Source organism: Micromonospora sp. CNZ296, from assembly GCF_007827635.1.
On sequence record NZ_VISW01000010.1, the window covers coordinates 187,451 to 211,420 of the forward strand.

At 72.6% G+C, this 23,970-nt stretch carries 19 protein-coding genes; 7 read left to right on the forward strand and 12 right to left on the reverse strand.

Translation table 11 applies throughout. The features are described 5' to 3' along the window. Positions 1–64: 64 nt before the first annotated feature. From FB455_RS18410 to FB455_RS18450, 9 genes are all read right to left on the reverse strand, one after another. Positions 65–3,151, reverse strand: coding sequence for a malectin domain-containing carbohydrate-binding protein (locus tag FB455_RS18410; RefSeq protein WP_145754240.1), 3,087 nt, complete (start codon positions 3,149–3,151; stop codon positions 65–67). Positions 3,152–3,339: 188 nt separating this feature from the next. Then, a complete protein-coding gene (locus tag FB455_RS18415; RefSeq protein WP_013289277.1) occupies positions 3,340–4,383 on the reverse strand; it encodes a glycoside hydrolase family 26 protein in 1,044 nt (347 codons plus the stop codon). Positions 4,384–4,527: 144 nt separating this feature from the next. Next, the gene (locus FB455_RS18420; RefSeq protein ID WP_013289276.1) at positions 4,528–5,457 is read right to left on the reverse strand and encodes a sulfotransferase family protein; all 930 of its coding nucleotides are present in this window, start codon (positions 5,455–5,457) and stop codon (positions 4,528–4,530) included. A 28-nt stretch (positions 5,458–5,485) separates the two neighbouring features. Beyond that, entirely contained in the window at positions 5,486–7,099 is a 1,614-nt protein-coding gene (locus FB455_RS18425; protein WP_013289275.1) for an oligosaccharide flippase family protein, read from the reverse strand. Beyond that, positions 7,066–7,929, reverse strand: a complete 864-nt coding sequence (locus tag FB455_RS18430; protein WP_013289274.1) for a sulfotransferase family protein — start codon at positions 7,927–7,929, stop codon at positions 7,066–7,068. The genes FB455_RS18425 and FB455_RS18430 overlap by 34 nt, the downstream gene beginning before the upstream one ends. A 17-nt stretch (positions 7,930–7,946) precedes the next feature. Then, on the reverse strand, positions 7,947–9,152 hold the full coding sequence (locus tag FB455_RS18435; RefSeq protein ID WP_013289273.1) for a hypothetical protein: 1,206 nt from the start codon (positions 9,150–9,152) through the stop codon (positions 7,947–7,949). Beyond that, positions 9,152–10,636 (reverse strand): O-antigen ligase family protein, encoded by a 1,485-nt coding sequence (locus FB455_RS18440; RefSeq protein ID WP_013289272.1) that lies wholly within the window; start codon positions 10,634–10,636, stop codon positions 9,152–9,154. Before FB455_RS18440 ends, FB455_RS18435 begins: the two co-directional genes overlap by 1 nt. Further along, on the reverse strand, positions 10,633–11,640 hold the full coding sequence (locus tag FB455_RS18445; protein WP_145754242.1) for a DUF3048 domain-containing protein: 1,008 nt from the start codon (positions 11,638–11,640) through the stop codon (positions 10,633–10,635). The genes FB455_RS18440 and FB455_RS18445 overlap by 4 nt, the downstream gene beginning before the upstream one ends. Further along, positions 11,637–13,481 (reverse strand): Wzz/FepE/Etk N-terminal domain-containing protein, encoded by a 1,845-nt coding sequence (locus FB455_RS18450; RefSeq protein WP_145754244.1) that lies wholly within the window; start codon positions 13,479–13,481, stop codon positions 11,637–11,639. The genes FB455_RS18445 and FB455_RS18450 overlap by 4 nt, the downstream gene beginning before the upstream one ends. A gap of 500 nt (positions 13,482–13,981) precedes the next feature. Between FB455_RS18450 and FB455_RS18455 the strand changes: the two genes are divergently transcribed. From FB455_RS18455 to FB455_RS18470, 4 genes are read left to right on the forward strand one after another with little or no spacing between them, the layout of a single operon-like run. Next, positions 13,982–14,458, forward strand: a complete 477-nt coding sequence (locus FB455_RS18455; RefSeq protein WP_013289269.1) for a glycosyltransferase family 28 protein — start codon at positions 13,982–13,984, stop codon at positions 14,456–14,458. Further along, positions 14,458–15,039: a glycosyltransferase gene (locus FB455_RS18460; protein ID WP_013289268.1), complete on the forward strand. Its 582-nt coding sequence runs from the start codon at positions 14,458–14,460 to the stop codon at positions 15,037–15,039. Before FB455_RS18455 ends, FB455_RS18460 begins: the two co-directional genes overlap by 1 nt. Next, positions 15,036–16,037, forward strand: a complete 1,002-nt coding sequence (locus tag FB455_RS18465; protein ID WP_013477470.1) for a sulfotransferase family protein — start codon at positions 15,036–15,038, stop codon at positions 16,035–16,037. The genes FB455_RS18460 and FB455_RS18465 overlap by 4 nt, the downstream gene beginning before the upstream one ends. Continuing rightward, entirely contained in the window at positions 16,034–16,948 is a 915-nt protein-coding gene (locus FB455_RS18470; protein WP_013289266.1) for a glycosyltransferase family 2 protein, read from the forward strand. Before FB455_RS18465 ends, FB455_RS18470 begins: the two co-directional genes overlap by 4 nt. Before the next feature lie 58 nt (positions 16,949–17,006). Here the strand turns inward: FB455_RS18470 and FB455_RS18475 are convergent, their stop codons facing one another. Further along, positions 17,007–18,662: a glycoside hydrolase family 26 protein gene (locus FB455_RS18475; protein WP_013289265.1), complete on the reverse strand. Its 1,656-nt coding sequence runs from the start codon at positions 18,660–18,662 to the stop codon at positions 17,007–17,009. 101 nt (positions 18,663–18,763) lie between these two features. Then, positions 18,764–19,642, reverse strand: a complete 879-nt coding sequence (locus FB455_RS18480) for a 3'(2'),5'-bisphosphate nucleotidase CysQ (RefSeq protein ID WP_013289264.1) — start codon at positions 19,640–19,642, stop codon at positions 18,764–18,766. A 198-nt stretch (positions 19,643–19,840) separates the two neighbouring features. On the opposite strand from FB455_RS18480, the gene FB455_RS18485 reads away from it, so the two are divergent. Together FB455_RS18485 and corA are read left to right on the forward strand one after the other, a co-directional pair. Next, the gene (locus FB455_RS18485) at positions 19,841–20,935 is read left to right on the forward strand and encodes an aminotransferase-like domain-containing protein (RefSeq protein ID WP_013289263.1); all 1,095 of its coding nucleotides are present in this window, start codon (positions 19,841–19,843) and stop codon (positions 20,933–20,935) included. 344 nt (positions 20,936–21,279) lie between these two features. Continuing rightward, entirely contained in the window at positions 21,280–22,428 is a 1,149-nt protein-coding gene (corA, locus tag FB455_RS18490; RefSeq protein WP_145754248.1) for a magnesium/cobalt transporter CorA, read from the forward strand. Between the two features lie 72 nt (positions 22,429–22,500). Here corA and FB455_RS18495 read toward each other — a convergent pair whose 3' ends face one another. Continuing rightward, positions 22,501–23,340: a hypothetical protein gene (locus FB455_RS18495; RefSeq protein ID WP_013289261.1), complete on the reverse strand. Its 840-nt coding sequence runs from the start codon at positions 23,338–23,340 to the stop codon at positions 22,501–22,503. A gap of 84 nt (positions 23,341–23,424) precedes the next feature. On the opposite strand from FB455_RS18495, the gene FB455_RS18500 reads away from it, so the two are divergent. Beyond that, a complete protein-coding gene (locus FB455_RS18500) occupies positions 23,425–23,955 on the forward strand; it encodes a peptidylprolyl isomerase (RefSeq protein ID WP_013289260.1) in 531 nt (176 codons plus the stop codon). Positions 23,956–23,970: the final 15 nt, after the last annotated feature.

Below are 23,970 nucleotides of genomic sequence, written 5' to 3' on the forward strand. Positions count from 1 at the left end.
GATGGCCCGGCCGATATCGGCCGGGCCATCGTCGTATCTGTTCCGTTCCGGTCGTGCCCGCCCGTCAGGGGCCGACGAAGACCGAGGTGCCGCGCCAGTCCACGTCGTCGACGCTCGGACCGCTGCGCACCGTGGCGGAGCCGGTCGGCACGCCGTCGGACCACGCCATCGAGGACAGGGTGCCGGTGCTCCGGGAGACGACGTAGAGCGTGTCGCCGTCCAGGAACAGGCCGCCCGCGTCGGCGAAGGCCGTGGTGCCGGTGACCGTGTTGCGCTCGGCGCCGACGGTGCCGGTGTCCGGCGCGAACCCGCGCCAGAACAGCGTGCTCTGACCGGCCAGCGAGTAGTAGATCCGGCCGCCCTTGTAGAACATGGCCGTCACGTTCGGCAGTTCGGCGGAGAAGTTGCCGGTCATGCCGGCGTACGTGGAGCCCTCCGGCGCGGAGCCGGTGACGACCAGGTCCCACTTGGCGTCGTGGTACGGGTCCAGCTTCTTCGGGGTGCCGAACTCGCTGCCGTCGAACGAGCGCTTGTAGAGGTCGCCGCCGACGCCGTAGAACAGGTCACCGCCGACCCAGAAGGCGCCCTTGACGCCCGACCAGCCGGTGTTGTCCGCGTTCGGCACCGACATCGCGTTGCCGACCGAGGTCGCACCGTCGTACGTGCGCTTGGTGATGCTGTCGACGGTGGTGGCCGGCGGCACCGGGGGCAGCTTGACGATCTCGATGCCCTGCACCAGCGGGTTCTCCAGGACGCGACCGAAGTCGATGTCGATGTTGCCGTCGCTGGTGATCGGGAACGCGCGCATGGTGCCCCGGTTGGTGGCGCCGATCGCGGCGATCGGGTCGAAGTTGCTCAGCTTGACCACGCCGTCGATCGTCACGTTGAACTTGCGCTTGCCGGCGGTGGCGGTGCCGGCCCAGCGGTTCGCCAGGTAGAGCCGCACCTGCACCGGCGTGCCGGCCGGGACCGGGAAGTCCCACTGCATGTCCGGCGCGGGCGACTCGTCCCACCGCTCCGCGTTGAACAGCTCCACCGGGGTGCCCGACGGCACCGTGCCGTCGAGGGAGGCGTTCGTGGTGTAGCTGGTCACCTGGTTGCCGGCGTTGTGGTAGGTGCTCGGCGCGGCGGCGGTGTCCGCGGCCCAGGCCGGGCCGCTCGGCGCGGCCAGCTGGTCGCCGCCCGCGTTGATCCGGTAGAGCACGTCGGAGGCGTCCGGCGTGGGCGCGGTCTTGACGATCTCGATGCCGTGCAGAAGCGGGTTCTGGAGCACCCGGCCGAAGTCGATGTCGACCACGCCGTCGCTGACCACCGAGATGGACTGCATGGTGCCGCGGTCGGTCCCGCCGGCGGTGACGACCGGGTCGAAGTCGTTCAGCTTTAGCACGCCGTCGATGCTGACGTCGAACTTGCGGGCGCCCGGCTTGCTCGTGCCGGACCAGCGGTTGGCCATGTAGATCCGGACGTCGACCCGGGTGCCGGCCGCGACCGGGATGTCCCACTGCATGTCCGGCGCGGTCGCCTCGTCCCACCGCTCGGTGTTGAACAGCGTGGCCGGCGTGCTCGCCGGCACGGTGGGGTCGAACGTCGCGTTCGTGGTGTAGCTGGTGACCTGGTTGCCCGTGTTGTGGTACGGGCTGGGCTCGGTGGCGCTGTCGGCGGCCCAGTCCGGCCCGCCGTCGGTGGCCGGGATGGCGGGACCACCGGCGTTGACCCGGTAGAGCACCTCGGTCTGCGCCGCGCGACCGGCCTGGTAGACGTTGCCCGGCAGACCCTTGGTGCTGGTCGAGTGCGGGGCGTTGCCGCCGTCCAGCGGGAAGAAGGCGAGCCGCTTGCGCTGGTAGTCGAAGTTGCCGATGTACTCCTGGTCGCTGCCGAGCCAGAGGCCCTCCTGGGTCACCAGCATCTCGGTGACGCCGTAGCCGCGCGGGTGGCGGCCCGGGTTCCAGGACAGCGGCAGGCCGCTCACCGGGTCGAGCGCCGCGATGCTGGCCCGCGGCACCGCGCCCGGTCCGGCCTTGTCGCGGGCGAGCGGGTTGTTCGACCAGCGGAAGTGACCGCCGACGTAGACGGCCTTCTCGCTGATGCCGACCGAGAGGAAGGTGTCGCCGCCGCTGAAGTTCGTCCAGGTCGGCTTCTGGCCGTCGCCGCTGGCGGCGGTCTCCCAGCGGGCCGCGGAGTCGCAGAGCGTGCCCGGGTACGACGCGCCGGTGGTGACCACGACGAAGTACTTGCTGTCCGGGGAGAACTGGATGTCGCGCACCCACGAGTCGAACGCGGCGTACTTGCAGGCCGCGGAGTAGCCGTCGGTGTTCCAGTCGGCGACGGTCGTCGAGCTCTCGCCCAGGTTGATCCGCACGATCTGGTCGTGCACGACGTCGTCGGCCTTCTTGAAGTTGCCGATCACCACGAGGTGCTTGCCGTCGGGGGAGACGGCGAGCTTCTCCGTACCGACACCGGCCGAGGCGCCGTTGTTGGTCGGCGTCCAGTTGTGGTGCTCGGTGAGCGACACGGTGAGGTAGTCGTCCACCGCGCCGGTGGTCGGGTTCAGCGAGGCCAGCCCGTTGCGGTTGGTCGTCGCGGTCACAGTGGTGAAGATGCCGCCCACCAGCAGGTGGCCGTCGACGAGCGCGATGTCGTTCACGGTGCCGTTGAACGCCGGGCCCTTGAACCCGTCGACGGGGGTGCCGTCCGCGACGTTCAGCAGGGTCAGCTTGCGGAAGTTCTTGTCGCCGACCTTGTTGAACTTGCCGGCGACGTACACCGTGCCCGGGGTCGGGCCGGCGATGACGGCGGTGACGTCACCGTCGAGCACCGGCGCGAACGCGTTGTCGATCTTGCCGGTCGCCTTGTCGAAGGCGAGCAGTCCGCGGCGTTCGACCGGGGTGGGTGAGGAACCCCGGTTCTGCGCGTTGGTGAACGAGCCGCCGACGATCACCTTGCTGCCGGCGTCGTGGATGGCCACGACGTTGCCGTCGTTGATGTTCGGCGTCTTCTCCGAGGGCACCTCGCCGACCATCGTGCTGTGGTCGGGCGCGGGCGCCGCGGCCGGCGCGGCGAGCGCCGGTACCGGTGTGAACAAGGTGGCGATGCCGAGCACGGCAGCGCCGAAGGCGGACACCGAGCGGTGTCTCAGGATCGAGGAAGCCACAGGCTACTCCGGGGGGAAACGTCGGAGGCGCTGCGATCGTGGTCGGTGCCGACATGAGGCGGGGCGTCACCCGACCGACCGCAGACGTGAGAGCAATACCTTCTCGCATTCGGCCGTCGCCCGTCCACCCGGGTTGGGCCTTTTTGACCGAGGAAACGCACCGGGTCACACGAAAAGACGAACGACGATCACCTGGTGGACACGGAGGGTGTTCCTGAGGAAACACTCAGGTCGGGCATCGGCGGCTGGAAGTACGGATCGGTCGCCATCTCCCGGAATACCTGCTCGCTCTCCGGGTCGTTGCCGAAGGTGCTGTCGTAGATGGGCTTCTCCGTCTGCCGGGCCGCGAAGTAGACCGCCGCCTTGATCTGCGGGTGCTTCTTCAGGTACGGCCCGACCTCGCGCATCCATTCGGCCCGCTGGCCCGGCCGCCCGTCCTGGGTCAGGCCGTACTCGCCGATGATGACCGGTCGCGGGTGCTTCTTGGCGAACGCCATGAAGTGGTCCATCCGGTTGGAGAAGCTGTTCCACTCCGGACTGGGATAGACGTCCGCGCAGAGCCAGTCGACCTGGTCGTCGCCCGGGTAGTAGGCGGCGGCCCGGCGCTGCGGCTCGGCGAACCCGTCCGCGTGCGGGCACCACACCCACCCGGCGTTGGTGACGCCCATCTCGGCGAAGATGCCGCGGACGTGCTTCCAGGCGGCGACGTAGTCCTCCGGCGAGTGCATGCTCGCGGCCAGGTTCGGCCGGTCCATCTCCCACCGGTAACGCAGCAGCACCGGAACGCCGAACTCCTTGACGTCCTTCGCGCGTTCCCGGATCAGCGCGTCGTAGACGCCGCTGACTGTGGACCGGGTGTCGGTGCCCTGCCACGAGATCATCTGGAGCTTGCCCCGGGACTGGAACAACTTCTCGGTGGCGCTCGGGAACGGCTCGTTCCACTCGTGGAACATGTGCGCGATGGCGAGGTTGCCGCCGGCCGCCTGGTTGAACGCGTCGAACGCCGCGGCCCGCCCGCTGGCGTTGTGGTACTGCGGCTTGACCCAGGTGCCGAGCCAGGCCCCCTTCTCCGGCGGCTCCGGCCCCCACCCGGTGGTGCGGACCGGAGCGGTCCGCGGTGTCACAGTCGGCGGGGGCGGCACCGCCGTCGCCGTCTCGTCGGATCGCTCCGAGCCGATGTCACAGGCCGCCACGGCCGGGGCCAGGAATGCCAGGCCCAGCACGGCAGCCATCGTCAGTCGTAACCGTCGTACCACCGCAACCTCTCCCCAGGACGGTCGCCGGCCACGGTATGGGGGCCCTGACGGATCCGCGTGGGCGGAGAGGCACGCCGGGCCGGGCGGGCGACCCCTGGCACTCTACCTGTGACGCGGCGCTCAGGCGGGGTAGCCGAGTTGCGTCAGCAGCGGCCCGGCCTGAGCCATCACGTCGGCCAGATCCTTTTCGGTCAGTCGCTGCCGCCACCGGCCCACCGAGCCCGGCCGCGCCTTGGCGAAGCGGGCGTGCAGCGCCTCCCGCCCGGCCGGGTCACCGACCTCCAGGAAGTCGGCCACGACCTCGGCCGCCTCGGCCGGGCGGGTGACGACGTCCTCGTACCGCAGGTGCCGCACCCGTTCCGCGGGCAGCTCGGCGAGCTGCGTGAGCGCGCTGCTGGTGAACCGCCGCCACATCCAGGCCGACCGGCCCAGGTCGGAGACCTGCGTGAACTCCTCGCGCCGCTCCGGCTCCACCCAGAACCGGGGCGCGGCGCCCCACGGCGTACCGCCCCGGCCGCTGCGACCGGTGCCGGTGGACGCGGCGTTCAGCCAGGGCTGCTCGGCGTGCGACACCGCCACGTCCCGCCCGTCCCGGTAGACGTGCAGGAAGACCGCGTCCGGGAAGACCTCGGTCAGGAACGGCACGATGAAACAGTTCTCCGGGTCCTTCTCGGCGAAGCGCAGGCCGCCGTGCCCGGACGCGGCGAGCAGCGCGCCGTAGTAGCCGCGGAAGTAGCGGGCGGCCCGCTGCGGCGTCCAGCTTCCCTCGTAGACACAGCGGGCGACCGCCTTGGTCAGGCGCGGTTCGAAGTGGTACGACACGTCCGGCAGCGCGCCGACGCAACTGCCGAGGAACGTGGTGCCGGAACGCGGGGCGCCCAGGATGAAGATCGGACGCTCCACCTTCAGGGTGAGCCGGCGGCCGCCCCCCTCGACCGGCCGTTCCAGCTCGCGGCGTTCCTTGCGGTCCGCCAGGAGACCGACCGCGGCGAGCTTCGCGGCCTTCACGGTGGACAGGCCGGAGTGCGGGGCGGGGGAGTCGCTTGTCATCGAAGGTCCCATCGGTGCGCAGGATCGGTCAGGACTGGGCGGCCGGGTCCGCCCCGGCCCGGTTACGGCCGCGGCGGAGGGCGCGCAGCGCGTCGAGGTGCAGGGTGCGCCGCCAGCGCCAGACGCCCGTCGCGTACGCGACCAGCCCGGCGACCGTCACCAGCGCGAGTACCAGCGGACCGGCGCCGAGCAGCGTCGCCAGGCCGAGCGGCAGACCCAGCGTGACCACCGCCAGCGCCATCGCGGCCCGGGTACCGGCGCCGAACGGGTGCAGCCGCATCGACCACCAGAGCTGGGTCAGCGGCACCAGGTTGGTGACCAGGATGGAGACGGTCCAGGCCAGGGCCGCGCCGAGGATGCCGTACCGCGGGATGAGCACCAGGTTGCCGACCACGTTGAGCACGGTGCCGGTCATCGCGTTGTAGAACGTCCACGCGGTGCGCCCGGCCATGTTGAGCACCATGTCGACCATGCCGCAGCCGGTGGCCAGCAGCATGGTCAGCGCCAGCAGCACCACGACCCGGCGGCCGTCGCCGTACCCGGATCCGAACAGTGCCAGCATCGGCGTGGCGAACGCCGCGAAGATCAGGTACGCGGGCCAGGAGAGCAGCACGAGCCAGCCGGTGGCGGCCTGGTAGAGCTGGCGCGCCTCGGCCCGGTCGTCGCGGGCGAACGCGGCGGCCAGCCGGTGCTGCACCGAGCTGGACAGCGCGACGCTGGAGAGCTGACCCAGCGCCAGGAACCGGGTCGCGGCCGTGTAGATCGCCGCGTCCGCCGGGCCGCGCAGCGCGCTGAGCAGCACGATGTCCAGCCGCTGCACCACGATCGCGGCCAGGCTGCTGACGGCGCGGGGCCCGGTGAACCGCCAGAACGGCCCGGCCAGCTCGCGCGCCGGCACCGGCCGGGTCACCTGCCGCCCGGCCCGGCCGACCAGCCGGCTCAGCCAGAACAGCGCGACCACCGCGGCGATCAGGTACGGCACGACCCAGGCCAGCGGCAGCGCGACGGTGGCGGACATGCCGAGCCAGGCGGCCACCGCCACACCCAGGAACTGCACCAGCGTGCGGCCGAGCCGCTCAACAGTCAGCAGCGGGCGCATCTGGCCGAAGCCGCGGCAGGCGGCGAGCGCGTAGTCGTTCAGCGCGGCCAGCGGCACGAACGCCAGCAGGATGCGCAGCGCGGTCACCGCCTCCGGCCCGGCCTCCGGCATGGTGGCCCGGGCCAGCGCCGGTGCGGCCAGCCAGCCGGCCAGCCCGAGCAGCGTGCCGACCACGAGCACCGGCAGCAACCCGACCAGGATGGTGCCCCGGATCTGGTCGCGGCGGTCGAGCGTGCGCTGGCGGCTGACGAAGTAGACGGTGCCGACGTCGGTGCCGAGCCGGGCCGCCGACGCGGCGATCATGAACGCGCTGGTGGCGGCGAAGAACATGCCCGCCTCGCGGACCGACCAGCCGCGGGCGATGACGATGTTCAGGCCGAAGCCTGCGACCGCGGCCAGCCCGACCCCGACCAGGTTGGCGAAGCCCTGCCGGGCCGCGCCGCCCAGCCCCGCGCCCGGCCCGGGGGGCGGTGCGGTGAGCGTCGGGGTGCCGCCGGCGTCCGCCCGCGTCACCGCCGCCACGACGGCACGCGTCCCCACCACGTCGCCAGCCGCTCGTCGTACGGCGCGAAGTGGTCCTCCAGCCGGGTCCGCAGCTCCGCCGACATGGGCGAACGGGAGCGCGAGTTGTGCTTGCCGAACGCGATGTCCGCCCAGCGGGGCAGCCCGAGGAAGTCACAGACCGCGTCGAAGGAAGGGCGCGGGTCGGCGAAGAAGTCGTCGCTGTCGATGACGTGCATGCGGTCCCGGCCGACCAGCGCCTCCAGGCGCTCCAGCTGCTCGATGTAGCGGCCGCGGGCCAGGTACGCGTTGTGCTGGAGGTGCTCGCTGGCGTACGAGGCGGAGCTGATCATCCGCTCCCGCTCGCCCGCCGTACGGGACTCCTCCAGCGCGAGCGCCCGCTCGAAGTCCGTCTCGGTCTCGTAGCCGCGGGCCAGCTCGTGCGAGTGCGCCGAGTAGGCGCGCTCCACCGGGTCACGCAGCAGCACCAGCAGCTTCACCGAGGGCAGGTCACGGGCGATCCGCTGCCCGGCCAGCGGGTGGAACATGTAGTACGGGCTGGACTCGCCGGTGATCCCGCGTACCCCGATCTGGGCCTTCACCGCCTCGGCCTTGCCGGTGGTGGGGAAGTGCCCGAGGTACCAGCTCATCCCCCGGTGGTAGTCCATGTCGAAGTAGTGCACGCCCTTGTGGTAGGCGGGCGGCAGCACACCGGGATGCTGCGACAGCGTCTTGAACAGCGAGGTGGTGCCGCAGCGCTGCGCCCCCACGATCAGGAATCCCGGCACCATCCGCGAACCGGCGGTCAGCCGGCCGACCGTCCGGCTCACCGACTTCACCGCGCGGAGCGCCTGCTCCTTGGCCAGCGTCACGTCCCCACTCCTCACTCTCACCCGGCCCGGCGGGCCAGGTGTTCCTCGACGGCGGGCAGCAGCCAGGTGTCGACGTGCCCCAGTCGCGCACCCGCCTCCGCCTGCCGGTCCCGCAGGTAGCGCGCCGCGAGCTCCACCAGGTAGAGCACGGCGACCAGATCGGCGCCCCCGCCGGTCTGGTCGAACGGCGCCAGGGTGGCCCCGGCGCCGGCGATCAGCGCTCGGGCCGCCTCGACCGGTTCCACCCCGTCGTGGCTCATCGCGCCCTGCACCGCCAGGTGCAGCGCGTCGTACCCGGCCGGCACGTCCGCCTCGAACCGCTCCCAGTCCCAGACCAGCACCCGGCCGTCGGCCAGCACGGCGCTGTTGCCGCCGTTCCAGTCCCCGTGCCAGGCGCCGAAGGCCACCACCGGGTCGGCGTCCGCGACGGACTTCAGCGCCGCGCGCAGCCGCCCGGCCTCCGGCCGGGGCCCGAGCGCGTCCACCGCCTCGGTGAGCCGGGCCGCGTGCCCGCTGGCCGCCCACGACTGCCGGCGTACGCCGAGACAGCCGGCGACCGCCACCATCGCGTCGCGTTCGGCCGCCTCCGCGGCGGCCGGGGTGGCCCGGGGCAGCCGTACCGGCAGCGCCTCCTGCACGAGCAGCGCGTGGCCGTGCCAGTCGCCGTGATGGCGTACCCCGGCCAGGACCACCGGGCCGAGCGGCACCTCGGCGAGGCGGCGCAGCGCGTCCGCCTCGGCGTGCACCAGCGCGCGGGTCAGCGGGTCGACGCCGAGCTTGGCGTACCCGAGGGCCCGGCCGTCCGGGGCGAGCAGTTGCAGCACCGGCTTGCGGTTCGCCCGGGCCGGCCCGATGTGCAGGCTCACCAGCGCCGGCTCGCCGAGCACCTCGGTCAGGTGCGCGTCCAGCCCGCCGCCGTCGACCACCAGCCGGTCGCGGAACACCAGCGGGCCCAGCCCGAGCCGGAACGCCGTGGACAGCCCTTGCCGGACCAGCTTGGCCTTGCGGCCGACCGCCTCGGTGGAGTGCCGGACCGCGCTCGCCGCCGCCCGGCCCGAGCCGGTCGGCACGAGCAGCCGGGGGCGGGACGCCGAGGGCACCACCACCCAGCCGGCGCCGCCGCGGCGCAGGCTGGGCTCGGCCGGCGCGGGCCAGATCAGCCCGGCCAGTTCACCGAGGTACGCGGCACGGCCGTCGCCGTCCGGGGGTACGCGGAACACCATCAGCTGTCACCGGTCTTTTCCAGTCGGGCCCGTAGCCCGGCGATCGTGCCCTGGGGTGGCGCCGGCGCGAGCGACCGGCGTATCCGGTCGTTGCGGGCCAGCAGGGCGACAGTGATCAGGGCGTAGGCGAGTGTCGCTTCCATCGCACCGTAGGTGAACTGGAAGAAGAGCATGAGGATGAGGATGAGCGTGCCGGCGATGCCGATCGCGCTGTGGTCGCGGCGGTAGCGCCAGATGCAGTAGATGAAGAAGGCGTTGTAGCAGATCGCGCCGACCCAGCCCTGCCCGACGAGCAGCGCCCAGACCTGGCCGTTGCTGCCCAGTTCCCGGTTGCCGCACTGCTTGCAGTCCTCGGACTTGCCGATGGCGATGGACCGGTTGCTGCCGATCAGCGCCCGGTTGCCGCCGTACCCGAGGATCGGCGAGTGGTTGGCCGCGGCGACCGCGCCCTGGGACAGCGTGGTCCGGATGTCGTCGCTGTGGCCGTTCTGGAGGCGTTCGTCGAAGGTGCGGCCGAGCGGTGTGGCGACGATCAGCACCCCGATCAGCCCGACCGCCAGGGCGAGCCCGCCGAGCACCACCATCCGGCCGCGCAGCGCGAGCCGCAGCGCGACGTAGGCGGCGGCGATGCCGAGACCGATCCAGAGGCCCCGGTTCAGCGAGTAGACGATCGGGAAGATCGCGGCCAGGGCGATCGCCACGCCCGCGGTACGGCGCATCGGCTTGCCCAGCACGACCCAGCCGACGATCAGCCAGACCAGCAGGATCGCGGTGTTCTGGCCCCACGAGTTCGTGTAGGTGAACGGCGCGGACGGGCGGGGCGAGCTGGCCTCCCCCTCGATCACCTGCTGCACCTGGGCGAACTTGATCTCCATGAGCGAGGTGACGTACGGGTGACCGGCGATCGACTGGGGCAGGACGAATCGCAGCGGCGCGACGAACGTGAGGTTCGGGAAGAGCGAGCCGATCCAGCCGCCGAGCACCACGACCACGCCCATGAACCCGAACAGGCGGACCATCCGGCGCTGGGACAGCTCCCGCTCCCGCAGGTTGTAGACGTAGAGCATCGTCACGGTCATGGCGACGTAGTTGGCGAGCCGGATGCCCCAGCCGATGTACTTGCCGCTGCCGCCGGGTGGCAGCGTGTTCGGCGCGGTGAGGTCGAGGGTGAGCACGGACAGGAACACCCAGAGCAGCAGGACCATCCAGATCCCGAAGCCGGGCGGCACCCGGATCGGGCCCCGCTTGCGCATCTGCACCACCATCGGCACCGCGAAGATGACGAAGACGAAGCTCGACACGCCGAGCACCCACCACAGCGGGTACAGCAGGAAGACCGAGATCAGCGGCCACGCCGTCGGCAGCCGCCACGACCAGCTCTCCGGCCGTACCGTCACCGGCCGCAGGCGGTTCCCGTCCGGCGGCGACACCGCTCCGACCGGAACCGTCCCGCGCGCGGTGCGGGGCGGGGTGGCGGTGCTCATTTCACGGTGACCTTGGCGGTGGTCGGCGCGTAGATCACCCACGCGTTGCCGGGCTGGGGGTGCAGGAGATCGCCGCCGGTGTCGGCGAGCGTGCAGACCATGCCCAGGCCGGGCTTGCGCCACCGGCCCTTCGCGCTGTTCGGCCCGGACACCGCCAGCACCGCGCCCTCACCGAAGACGTTCGCCGAGGGCAGCGAGCGCGGGGACGGGTTGCGGACGTCCAGCGTGCGGTACTCCATCGTCAGCACGATGACGGAGGCGGCGGTCACGGTGACCTTGCCGACCTTGCCGACCCAGACGGACTTGGCCTGGTCGTACCGCCAGACCATCGGCGGGCCGCCGGAGACGGTGACGGTGAGTTCGGTGGCCGGCGCGAGGTCGCGGGCGGCGAGCGCGTCGCCCTCGCCGGCGTGGTCGATCGGCGGGGTGGGCGGCTGGCCGCCCTTCGGGGCGGCCTTGAGCAGCGCGGCGGTCGACGTGTAGTCGCCGGAGAAGACCTTGCTGTCGTCGTCGGGCGTCACGCCGTCGAGGTCGGAGTTCTCGAACTGGGTGAGGAAGCCGGTGGGGCCGCCGTCGTAGCCGACGAACGGGCGCAGCACCGCGAGCGACCGGATGTCGACCGGCCGGATCTCGGTGACCGGGCCGATCTTGGTGGCGTCCTTGGAGTGGAACACGGCGGTCAGGTGCAGCGTGTCGGACTCGGCGAACTCGGCGTAGACCAGGTCGGCGGCGTCCAGGCCGGCCGGGGTGGTCGCGGGGCTCACCCGCAGCGGCACAGCGACCGCCCGGCGGGTGGCGGCGGCCGGGGTGCTCACCGGCGCGCCGGTCAGCGGGCCGGTGGGCAGGGTCGGCGAGGCACTGGCCGATGACGGCGAGGCGGTGACGTCGCCCGGGTCCACCACCTGGACCTTGCCCGGCTTGGGCTCGGGCTCGCTGCACCCGGTCCCGACGCCGAGGACGACGGCGGGGGCGATGGCGGCGCGGAGCATCTGCCGGCGGTTCACCCCAGGTCCTCGCCGGAGTCGAGCGCGTAGCTGCGGCCGTCGCCGTCACCCCGGGAGCGGTACGTGCCGCCGGTGCCGTTGAGCGGCACCGGCTTACCCGGCATGCCCTGGTTGCCTGGGTTGCCGGGGTTCGGCGGTGGGGTGGCCTTGCCCGGTGCCGGCTTCGCCGGGGCGGGGCGGGACGACTGCATGCGCGGCAGCACCATCGTCGACTCGGCGGACGGGCCGGGGCTCGGCCGGGGCTTGGGCCGGTTGGCCGGTGCCACCGGGGTGCTCGGCGTGCCCGACGTGCTGCTCGCACCGCCCGAGGACGCCGGCCGGGCGGCGCCGGCCACCGGGGCGGGCAGGCGCGGGGCCAGCACGGCACCGATCACCGGCGCGTTCACCTGCTCGAACTGCTGCAGGGCGGCGGTGATCTCACCGCTGCGGGTCTTGCCCGCCTCGGCCACCATGATCACGGCGTCGACGTACCGGCCCAGGGCCTGGGCCTCCACGGCGAACGTGGGCTGCGCGGCCTCGATGATCACGTGGTCGAAGCGCGCGGACAGCTCGTGCATGATCTCCAGCAGACCGGCGACCGGCAGCTCGACCTCCGCGTCCAGGTCGCCCGGCACCAGCACCCGGAGCTGGCCCAGCCCCGGCACCGGCGCGAGCGCCTTGAGCGGGGGTACGTCGCGGCGCAGTACCGAGGCCAGGTTGTGCCGGCCCTCGGCCACGCCGGTGATGGCGCCCACCGTCGAGTCGGGCTTGGTGGTGATCAGCGCGACCTGCTGGCCGGTACGGGCGTACGCGGCGGCGAGGTTGGCGGCGACGAATCCGGCGGCGGTGCCGGCCGAGGCGTCGCAGATCAGCAACTGGCGACCGCGCCCGCCCTGCGCCGGTTCGGGCACGGCGGACAGCAGCACGTTGCGCAGCCGGCCCAGCTCGCGGGAGACCCGGTGGGTGGCCGGCAGGACGGCCAGCGAGGGCGCGCGCACCGGCAGTTCCAGCAGCAGCGGCAGGCCGACCCGGTCGGAGATGTCGCGACCGCGCCGGATCCGGGTGTCGAGCCGGTCCAGCACCAGCGCCAGCACGATGCCGAGCAGCAGGCCCGCGCCCATGCCGCTGGCGAGGTTGAGCGTGCGGTTCGGTGAGCTGGGCGAGTCGGGGAGACGGGCGTCGGAGATGATCTCGCCGGGGTCGGAGCCGGCCGAGACCAGCGGGCTGAGCCGGTTGTTCAGGCCGGTGATCTGGCTGGTGAGAAGGCTCCGTTCGGCCTCGGCCCGCTCCCGCTCGGGCGAGTTCGACGGCGACGCCGCAATCCGCCCGGCGACGGCACTGAGCTGCTTCTGCAGCTCGGCGATCTGCTGCTTGAGCGCGGTCGTCTCGTTCTCCAGCGCCTTCTGCGCGGTGGCCTTGCGCAGGTCCAGATACGCCTGGGCGAACGCGTGCGAGCCCGACTGGGCGCCCTCGGGGCTGTTCGCCTCGTACGCCACCTGGAGGATCTGGCTGTTCGGCGGCACCTTGACGGTCACCGACTTGACCAGCTGGTCGGCACCGGTGTCGACCTTCATCAGCGCCTTGGCCCGCTCGGCCACCACCAGCGAGCGGACCACCTGGGCCTCGGTGTCGAGGTTGACCTTGGCGTTGGGGTTGCTCTCCGCGCCCGAGCCGAGCGGGCGCACCAGCAGCGAGGTGGTCGAGGTGTAGCGCGCCTCCTGGATCTGGTTCAGCGCCAGCCCACCACCGAGACCGAGGGCCGCGGCGAGCAGCAGGATCCACCAGCGGCGGCGCAGCCAGCCCAGGTAGGCCATCAGGGCAAGACCGTCGGCGTCGCTCTCGGCCAAACGGGGTGAGGGCATCAGAGTCTGTCGCTCCCTTTCGACCGAGCCGGGCAGTCCACGGCACAGCTGGACCTGACCGTGGCCTTGAGTGTCCCCGATCCGAACGACGAGGGAAAGTCTGCTCACGTTCCGGTAAGCCTGCCCGGGTGTGGGCAGCCCGCGTAGAAATGGCCGATCGGCGCTGACCATTCGGCGGGTTTCCCGGTGTCGGGCCCGACCTGTCCCCGGATAAGCCGGCGTCGCCGACGGCTCTCGTGCGGAGCGGTGACGGAATCCTGACACATCTCACTTTCTTCCGGTGGCCCGCCCCGGCGGCGCGGGGCGAACCGGGCTGACCTGGACGGTGGCCGGCCGGTGGGCATCCCGGTGACGGGAATCGAGAGGTGAGCCGACCGGCGAGCCAGGATCCGTCCAATGGCCCCTTCAGTTGCCCATGGGCGCGCCAGTAGGTTGTCAGGACGCGTCCGAGGGGCATTCACAAAAATCCGGACGCGTCATCCGCGTACGGGAGGACTTTTGTGGTGAGCGGGTCAACCGAGGACTCGGGGCAGGTCCTGCTGGTGGGTTCCAGTGGCGGGCACCTGGCCCAGCTCCTGGCCCTGGAACCGTGGTACCGGGATCGGCGCCGCGCATGGGTAACCTTCGACACCCCGGACGCGCGCTCGCTGCTCGCCGGTGAGGACGTGGTCTGGGCGCACCACCCCACCACACGCAACGTCAAGAACCTGGTACGCAACGCGTTCCTCGCGCTGAAGGTGATCCGCCGGCGCCAGGTCGACGCCGTGGTCACCACCGGCGCCGGGGTCGCCCTGCCGTTCGTGGTGGCGGCCCGGATGCGCAAGATCCCGACGGTCTACATCGAGGTGTACGACCGGATCGACAGCGCGACGCTCACCGCCCGGCTCTGCCGCCCCTTCCTCTCCGCGATGCTCGTGCAGTGGGACGAGCAGCGCCGGATGTACCCGGAGGCCACCGTCGTGGGGAATCTGCTCTGATGGCGCACATTCCGCAGCAGCGGGACCGGCGTTCCGCGGCACCGTACGTGCTGGTCGTGGTCGGCACCGACGTGCACCGCTTCGACCGGCTGGTCGGCTGGCTGGAGCGCTGGCACGCGGCCCGGCCCGAGGTCCGGCTGGTCCTCCAGTACGGCCACAGCCGCACCCCGGCCCTGCCCGAGGCCACCCCGTTCCTCGGCCACGAGGAACTCCAGCGGGCGATGGCCGAGGCGACGCTCGTGGTCAGCCACGGCGGCCCGGCCACCATCACCGAGGCGCGCCGCAACGGCCACCTGCCGATCGTGGTGCCCCGCGACCCGTCGCACGACGAGCACGTCGACAACCACCAGCAGCTGTTCTCCCGCCGTCTCGGCGCGGCCGGCATGGTGCGGCTGTGCGAGTCCGAGGCCGAGCTGCTCGCCGCGCTCGACGAGGGCCTGGCCGACCCGAACCGGTTCGTGCTGGCCGCCGACCCGAACCGCCCGGACCCGCGCGCCGAGGCGGTCGCCCGGGTCGGCGCGGTGATCGACGAGCTGGTGGCCCGGCGGGTACGACAACGAGCCGTCGGGCGTCGCGGATGAGCGCCCCGGATCCGGCGACGCCGCGGGTCCTCTTCGTCGGCGGCCTCGGCCGCAGCGGCTCCACGCTGCTGGAGCTGCTGCTGGCGCAGAGCGCCGACGTGTGTGCCGTCGGCGAGGTGGTGCACCTGTGGGAGCGGGCGCTCGGCGCCGACGAGCGGTGCGGCTGCGGTGAGCGGTTCACCGCCTGCCCGTTCTGGCGGCAGGTCGGCGACCAGGCGTTCGGCGGCTGGGCCGCTGTCGACCGGGACGACGTGCTGGCGCTCAAGGACCGCGTCGACCGGACCCGGCACATCCCCCGGCTCGCCAAGGAGGCGCTCCCGCCGGAGCAGCTGGCCGACGTGCGCCGCTACGCCGACCTGTACACCCGGATCTACCGGGCCGCGCTGTCGGTGACCGGCGCCCGGGTGGTGGTGGACTCCAGCAAGCACGCCTCGCTCGCCTTCGCCCTGCGCTGGGCCGAAGGGCTGGACCTGCGGGTACTGCACCTGGTCCGGGACAGCCGGGCGGTGGCGTACTCGTGGGGCAAGCAGGTGCGCCGCCCCGAGGTCGTCGACGGCGAGGACTTCATGCCGACCTTCTCGCCGTTCGAGGTGAGCAAGCTGTGGACCGCGCAGAACGCCGCGTTCCACCTGCTCGCCTCCCGGGCGAAGGTGCTGCGGCTGCGCTACGAGGACTTCACCGCCGACCCGGCCGGCACCGTACGCCGGGTGCGGGACTTCGCCGGCCTGCCGGACGACCCGGCGGCGCTGCGCATCCTGTCCGGAGCCGACGAGACCGGGGCGGCGCCCGAGCCGGCCGCGCCGTTCCGTGCGCACAGCGTCGCCGGCAACCCGCTGCGGTTCAGCGGCGGGCCGTTGACGGTGCGCCGGGACGAGGCGTGGCGGGACCGCCTGCCGCGCCGCAGCCGTGCCGTGGTCAGCCTGGCCACGCTTCCCCTGCGGGTCCGCTACGGCTATCTGGGCCAGCGGGGATCCGACGAGTCCGTGGAGAGAGCATGAGTGGGCCGAGCATCTCGGTCGTCGTACCGACGCGGGACCGTCCGGAGCTGCTGCGTGCGGCGCTCGACGCCATCCTCAGCCAGGCCCACCCGGGCCTGATCGAGGCGATCGTCGTCTACGACCAGTCCGAGCCGGACCGGTCGCTGGAGACCGACCGGGGTGACCGCCGGATCCGGGTGATCACGAATACCCGTACCGCAGGGCTGGCCGGCGCGCGCAACACCGGCATCGAGGCCGCCACCGGCGACTGGGTGGCGTTCTGCGACGACGACGACGAGTGGCTGCCCGGCAAGCTGGCCGCCCAGTTCGGGGCGCTCGACGCGCACCCGGACGGCGCGCTGGTGAGCTGCGGTATCCGGGTCAGCTACGACGACCGTACGGTGGACCGTTCGCTGGACCGCGCCCGGATCTCGCTGGAGGCGCTGCTGCGCGACCGGCTCACCGAGCTGCACCCGTCCACGTTCCTGATCCGCCGGGCCGCGCTGCTCGACGCGATCGGCCTGGTGGACGAGCAGATCCCGGGCAGCTACGCGGAGGACTACGAATTCCTGCTCCGCGCCGCCCGCTACGCCCCGCTGGTGAACGTGGAGAGCCCGTACGTGCTGGTCCGGTGGCACAAGCGGTCCTACTTCGCGCAGCGCTGGGAGACCATCTCGACCGCGTTGCAGTGGCTGCTGCGCCGCTACCCGGAGTTCGCCACGGTGCCGCACGGCGAGGCGCGGGTGGCCGGTCAGATCGCCTTCGCGCAGGCCGCGATGGGCAACCGGCGCGACGCGGTCCGCTGGGCCCGGCGCACGCTGGCCCGCAACCCGAAGGAGCCGCGCGCCTACCTGGCGCTGGCGGTGGCGAGCCGGGCCGTGCAGGCCGACCGGGTGCTGCGCACGCTGCACAAGCGCGGCCGGGGCATCTGAGCCGTACGCGAGACGGGCGGGCGACCTCGGTCGCCCGCCCGTTCCCGTTCCGCTGTGATCAGGCCGTGCAGAAGGACTTCCACGCCTGGATGCTCGGCTGGTCGAGCAGCCGGAAGTCGCCCTGGCTGACGGTCTGGTTGTAGTACGCCACGAACTCCGGCCGCTGACCGTTGAGGAAGCTGGTCATCGACCGGATCCAGGCCGCCCGGCCGGTGCCCCCGTCACCGGGCACCAGGTCGCTGCCGGTCTCCGCGACGCCCCACGGCTTGCCCAGCGCCTTCGACTTGCTGATCATGGGGCCGTAGATCTCCTGCGGCGAGGCGTACCGCTTCCACTTCTTGCCCCAGTTGTAGCAGTCCCAGCCGAGCGCCTCGATCACGTCGCCACCCGGGTAGAACGCGTCGAAGCTGCGCCCGGACTTCGAGTCGAGCGTCCAGCACATCAGGATCAGCGTGTTGATCAGCTTCGGGTTGCCCGTCCGGTCGGCCAGGCCGGCGATCCGCTTCCACGCCGTCCGGTACGCCGTCGTGCTGAACGCGCCGCGCTCGACGTCGTCCTCCGGCTCGTGGAAGTACGACCAGTAGACGTTGTGCTCGCGCGGGATCGAGGAGAACCAGGAGGTCAGGCGGGAGTCGAACTTGCCGGTGTTGACTTCCTGCGGCGACGCCTTGAAGGACACCACGACGGTCCGGTCCACCACGTCGGCCCGGCTGCCGGACCACGCCGGCGGCAGGCCGGGGAAGAAGATCCGGGCCATCCGCAGCTTGCCGAAGGTCTGGTCGGACCGGGCCAGCGCCTGGCCGAACGTCTCCCCGCTCTGCACACCGATCGAGGCGCCGGGCAGCGTCAGTCGCGTACCGCTGAAGGCCGGCCCGGCGTCCGCGGAGGCCGACGGACGCGCCGAGGGCTTGCCGCCGAGACCCTGGTCGGCGCTCGGCGACGCACCCGGGGTGCCGGGCGTGCCGGGGCCCATCGAGGTGGCCGGCCCGACCGAGCCTGGCGTCCCGCCGGCCTGCCGTTCCGCCGCGTCGGGTCGCAGCGTGGCCACCGCGACCCCGCTGCCGGCCACGGCCAGGACCAGTGCCGCCGCGAGGGCGACCCGCCAGCGACGACGGGAGCCGCCGGACGACGGCACGGGGGCCGGGGCGAGCGGCGGCGCGGGCGGCCGGCCCGGCCCGCCGGTGGCCGGTCCGTGCGGAACGTCCACCGGGGGCGGTCCGGTCAGGGTGGCGGTCGCCGTGGTGCCCGCACCCCAGCCCGCCTCGCCCGCCGGGCCGCCCGGCCCGAAGTCGCCCGCCGGTCCCCGGCCGGGCTCGTCGTGCGGCGCCCAGCCGGTGTGGCCGTCCGCCGGACCGGCCTGAGTGGCCCAGGCGTCGTCGTGCGGCTCACCCTGCGGCCAGGCGGCGTCGTTGTGGCCCGCCGGCCCGTGCTGCGGCCAGGGGCCGTCCTGCTGCGGCGCCCAGCCGTTCGTCGTGCCGGGAGCGGCGTCCCAGCCGGCCGGGTCGTGCCCGGGCCCGTCGTGGTGACCGGCGTCGGGCCGGTCACGCTCGGGCCAGGGCAGGTCACCGCCCGGCCGGGCCGGTGGTGGCGGTGGCGCGCTCTCGGCCTCCGGCCAGGGCAGCGAAGGGCCGCCCACCTGACGCGGAATGTCCTGACCCGGCCACAGGCCGGTCGGCTGCCCGAAGGCATTGTGCGGCTCTCGGTCGGCCGGCATGACCCTCCCTGGCTGTCGGCGGCCCGTGGTCGGGGCTCAGATCGCCACGCATACCTGCCCGACGATAACCCTCATCCACCTGGCCGTACGTACCGTGACACTCAGCCGAACGCCTCACCCTGGTCACCGGTGACGGTCGAAGCGGGCATCTCGACCCCGGTCCGGGCGATCGCGTCGAGCAACTGGTCGGCCAGTTCGGGCCGGCAGACCAGCAGATCGGGCAGCCGCGGGTCGGCCCGGTTGTAGCGCAGCGGCGAACCGTCGATCCGGGACGCGTGCATGCCCGCACCGAGCGCCACGGCGACCGGGGCGGCACTGTCCCACTCGTACTGACCGCCCGCGTGGACGTACGCGTCGACCTCGCCGGTCACCACCGCGCAGACCTTCACACCGGCCGAGCCCATCGGCACGGCGGTGGCGCCGAGCATCTCGACCAGCTCGCCCACGAACGCCGGCGGGCGGCTGCGGCTCACCGCGATCCGGATCGGCCCGTCGGACGCCTTCGGCTGCGGGCAGGTGGTGCCGAGCACGAGCGGCGTACCGTCCACCGTGGTCCGGGCCGGCATGCCCACCGCGCCGGCGACCAGGGCGCCGTCCGGGGCGGCGGAGCGCTGCCAGAGCGCCACGTGCACCGCCCAGTCGTCCCGCCCCTCCTCGGAGAACTCACGCGTGCCGTCCAGCGGGTCGATGATCCAGACCCGGTCCGCCTCGTGCCGGGGCGCGCGCTCGCCGTCCGCCCACGCGCGGCGCGAGTCGGCCTCCTCCTCGGAGAGCACCGCGTCGGCCGGCCGCAGCCGGGCCAGCGCCGCCGTCATCAGCTCGTGCGACGCCCGGTCGCCGGCGTCCTTGAGCGCCTTCGGGTCGGCGAAGCCCTGCCGGTCCCGCAGCGCGGTGAGCGCCCTGCCGGCCTCGGTCGCCAGCCACTGCGCGAACCGCTGGTCGTCGAGCCGTCCCGCCTCGTCCTCGGTCACGAGCCCCATCCCTTGTTCTCCCGGGTCTGCCGCGACCCGTCATCCTTCGGCGTCCGGTCGGACCGGCGCCAGCGTCCGTCGGATCGTAGACAGTCGCGAGGCGGTCTCGGATCCCCCGGAGGCACCGGTGGTCCGGCCGGCCGCCCGCATGTTGAACTTCGCGTGTATCGCGGTCGGACCCGCCGGGCCAGGCCCTAGGCTCTGCGCATGACCGCCGAGCAGCTGATCTCGTTCGCCCGTGGCGCGCCTTCGCTGGACATCGTCGATGTCGAGGGGCTCAAGGCCGCCGCCGTCCGCGCCTTCGACGCCGACCCCGCCGGGGTCACCGCGTACGGCACCTCCGTCGGCTACCCGCCCTTGCGGAAGTGGATCGCCGAGAAGCACGGTGTCGAGGCCGACCAGGTGCTGATCACCAACGGCTCGTTGCAGGCCGACGCGTTCCTCTTCGACCACCTGGTCCGCCGGGGCGACGCGGTGGTGGTCGAGCGTCCGACGTACGACCGCACGCTGCTCAACCTCAAGCAGATGGGCGGCGAGGTGCACGGCGTGACGATCCAGCCGGACGGCCTGGACACCGCCGAGCTGCGCAAGCTGCTGGAGTCCGGGGTGCGGCCGCGGCTGGCGCACGTGATCCCCAACTACCAGAACCCGGCCGGCGTGACCCTCTCCCTGGAGAAGCGCCGTGAGCTGCTGGACCTTGCCGCCGAGTACGACTTCACGATCTTCGAGGACGACCCGTACGCGGACATCCGGTTCCGGGGCGAGCCGCTGCCCTCGATGCTGTCGATGGACACCCGGGGCGTGGTGGTGCACGCCTCCAGCTTCACCAAGACGGTCTGCCCGGGCGTACGGGTCGGCTACCTGGTCGGCCCGGCCGAGCTGATCGCGGCGATCGCGAAGCGGGCCACCAACCTCTACATCTCGCCCGGCATGGTGGCCCAGGCGATCGTGCACCAGTTCTGCGTCTCCGGCGCGATCGAGGAGTCGATCCGGACGGTCCGTTCGGCGCTCGGTGAGCGGTCGGCGGTGCTGGCCGAGTCGCTGCGCCGGCACATCCCGGAGGCCCGGTTCGTGGAGCCGGACGGCGGCTACTTCCTCTGGGTGGAGCTGCCCGAGGACGTCGAGGTCGACCGCCTCGCCCCGGCTGCCGCCGAGCGCGGCGTGGCGGTGGTGAAGGGCAGCGACTTCATGGTCGACGGCGGCCGGCACGCGCTGCGCCTGGCGTACTCGGCGGTCACAGCGGACCGGATCGACGAGGGTGTGCGGCGTCTCGCCGAGGCGATGGCCGCCGTTCGCGGCTGATTTTCTGTCGGGTTTCTGACAAAAAGGCCCCGCTGGCCGGTTCGGCACTCCCGCCGGACCGGCCGGCACCCCCACAATGCTGCGAGTGCCGCTCACCTTCTGCCGGTGACCAGCCCGCACGCCGGACGACCGGCCGGGCCGGCGGCACGCCCAGCATCACTCCCGCCCCCAAGGGGTGCCGGGTGGGCCGTGTCGCCCCTCACCCCCCTGACGCGGCCCGGCCCGCCCGGCGCCGCCGCGTGACGCCCGTCGCAACCGCCCGTCCCCCGCACCCGCGCCCGCGCTGCGCTTCCCGCCGGTCGGCGTAACCTGCAAGCCGCAGCTCTAGGGGAAGGGGGCGAGAGATGACGGACCGGGTGGCACGCGACCGAACCGCCGGCACCGACGGCAGCCGGGCACTGCGCCCCCGCGCCTGGTCGGCCCCGGTCCGCGCGATGTCCCGCATCCTCAACGCCGACGGCTCCCCGCGTACGGCCCAGCCGACCGGCCCGGAGCGCAGCGGCATCGTCGACTGCGGGCTGTACGTCGACGGCGAGCGCCGCCCCGGCCACCCCCGGTACGCCGAGGCCCTGGCCGCCGCCCGGCAGGAGCGGGACGGCTTCGTCTGGCTCGGTCTGCACGAGCCGGACCTGGCCGAGATGACCGAGATCGCCGCCACCTTCGGCCTGCACGAGCTGGCGGTGGAGGACGCGGTCAAGGCCCAGCAGCGCCCGAAGCTGGAACACTTCGGCGAGATCGTCTTCCTGGTGCTGCGTACCGCCCGCTACTGCGAGCACGCCGAGCTGACCGAGAACTCCGAGGTGGTGGAGACCGGTCAGGTGATGCTCTTCATCGGGCCGCACTTCGTGATCAGCGTGCGGCACGGCGACGCCTGCCGGCTGGCGCCGGTGCGCGCCGACCTGGAGGCGAAGCGGGACCTGCTGCGGCACGGCCCGTGGGCGGTCGCGTACGCGATCACCGACCGCGTGGTGGACCTCTACCTGGAGGTGGCCGACCGGCTGGAGGACGACCTCGACGTGCTGGAGGCGGACGTCTTCGACCGGCAGAGCAGCGGGCGGATCCAGCGGATCTACCAGATGAAGCGGGAGCTGGTCGAGTTCAAGCGGGCGGTGGCGCCGTTGCAGCGCCCGCTGATGACGCTCACCTCGCAGGTCAACCGCGCGGTGCCGCAGGAGGTGCGGCGCTACTTCCGCGACGTGCAGGACCACCTCAGCCGCACGGTCGAGCAGGTGAACTCCTACGACGACCTGCTCAACTCGATCCTCCAGGCCCGGCTGGCCCAGGTCACCGTCGACCAGAACAACGACATGCGCAAGATCGCCGCCTGGGCCGCGATCGGTGCGGTGTGGACGGCGATCGCCGGCATCTACGGCATGAACTTCGACAACATGCCCGAGCTGAAATGGACGTACGGCTATCCGGGCGTCTGGGCGCTGATGCTCGCGGCGTCCTTCACGCTGTACCGCCTGTTCCGCCGCAACGGCTGGCTGTAGCCGTCCCGTACACGCGGAAGCGCCGGCCACGCGGGGTGTCCCGCGTGCCGGCGCTGATCCGACGGCACGAGGTCAGCGGCGACCGCCGGCCTTCGCGGCGTTCTTGCCGGCCTGCACGGCCTTGGTGATGTCGTCGGCCGGGCGGCCGGAGGCGTCCCGGGCGCCCTCGGCGACGGAGGGGACCTGGTCGTTCGGGTGGATCACCGGCTGGCTGCCGGAGGTGGCGGTCGACGCGCTGCTGCCCTTGGCCACCGCCGAGGAACCGGCGCCGGTCGGGCCGGCCTGCGTCACCTTCGCGCTCGCGTCCGGGGTCTCCACCACGATCGTGTCCACGTCCTCCCGCATCGGCTCCAGCTTGTCGTGACCGGTCGTGCCGAGCGTGCCCGTCGCGCCGAGCGTGCCGGTCGGGTCGTACTCGGCCCACTCCTGCTGCTCGCGGCGACGGCGCATGGCCATCGCACCGGCCAGGCCGGCGACGGTGCCGGCCACCAGCAGGCCCGCGGTCATGCCCCGCGACCTGCGCTGCTTCTTCTTTCCGGCCTTCATGTTCTTCGCCTTCTTCGTCATCGCGGACTGCTTCGCGGCCATCACCTTGCGGCCGCTCGACGCCTTGCCTGCGGCCTCGACCCGGGCGTTGCGCACGGCCAGCAGCACCGGCGCGAGCGCCGCGGCGGTCGACGCGAACCCGCTGGACGCGCGGTCCCGGACCAGGACCGCGGTGGGCGCGACGGCGACCCGGGCTGCCTGGACCCGCGGGCCGACAGTGGCGCCGGCCCCCTTCGCCGCGTGCGTGGCGGCCTGCCTCAGGTGACCGATGCCCTGGTTCAGCTCGACCCTCGCGAGCTGGCCCTGGGTCTTTCGCCGCCCGATTCCAAACACGGTCCCACCTCCTGGGAGTTGTTCCTTCGTCATCCTCCACCTTCGAATGCCTCCGCATGGCCAGATCGGGCACATGGGAGGATCCGCAAGGAACTGAACTACGAGTGAGGAGTACCCGTGGCCGAGGCTGTCTACGCCACCTTGCACACCAACGCCGGCCCGATCCGGCTGGAGCTCTTCCCGAACCACGCACCGAAGACCGTCCGCAACTTCGTGGAGCTGGCCGAGGGCACCCGGGAGTACATCGACCCGCGTACCGGTCAGCCGGGCAGCGGGCCGTACTACGACGGCACCGTCTCGCACCGCGTGATCAGCGGTTTCATGATTCAGATGGGCGACCCGACCGGCACCGGCCGCGGTGGTCCGGGCTACAAGTTCGCCGACGAGTTCCACCCCGAGCTGCGCTTCGACCGGCCGTACCTGCTGGCGATGGCGAACGCCGGGCCTGGCACCAACGGCTCGCAGTTCTTCATCACGGTGTCGCCCACGCCACACCTGAACAACCGGCACACCATCTTCGGCCAGGTGGCCGACGAGCAGTCCGCGAAGGTGGTCGACTCGATCGCCAACACCCCGACCGGCCCGAGCGACCGGCCGATCCAGGACGTGGTGATCGAGCGCGTCGAGATCGAGCACAAGCAGTCCTGAGCGGCACGCGGGTAC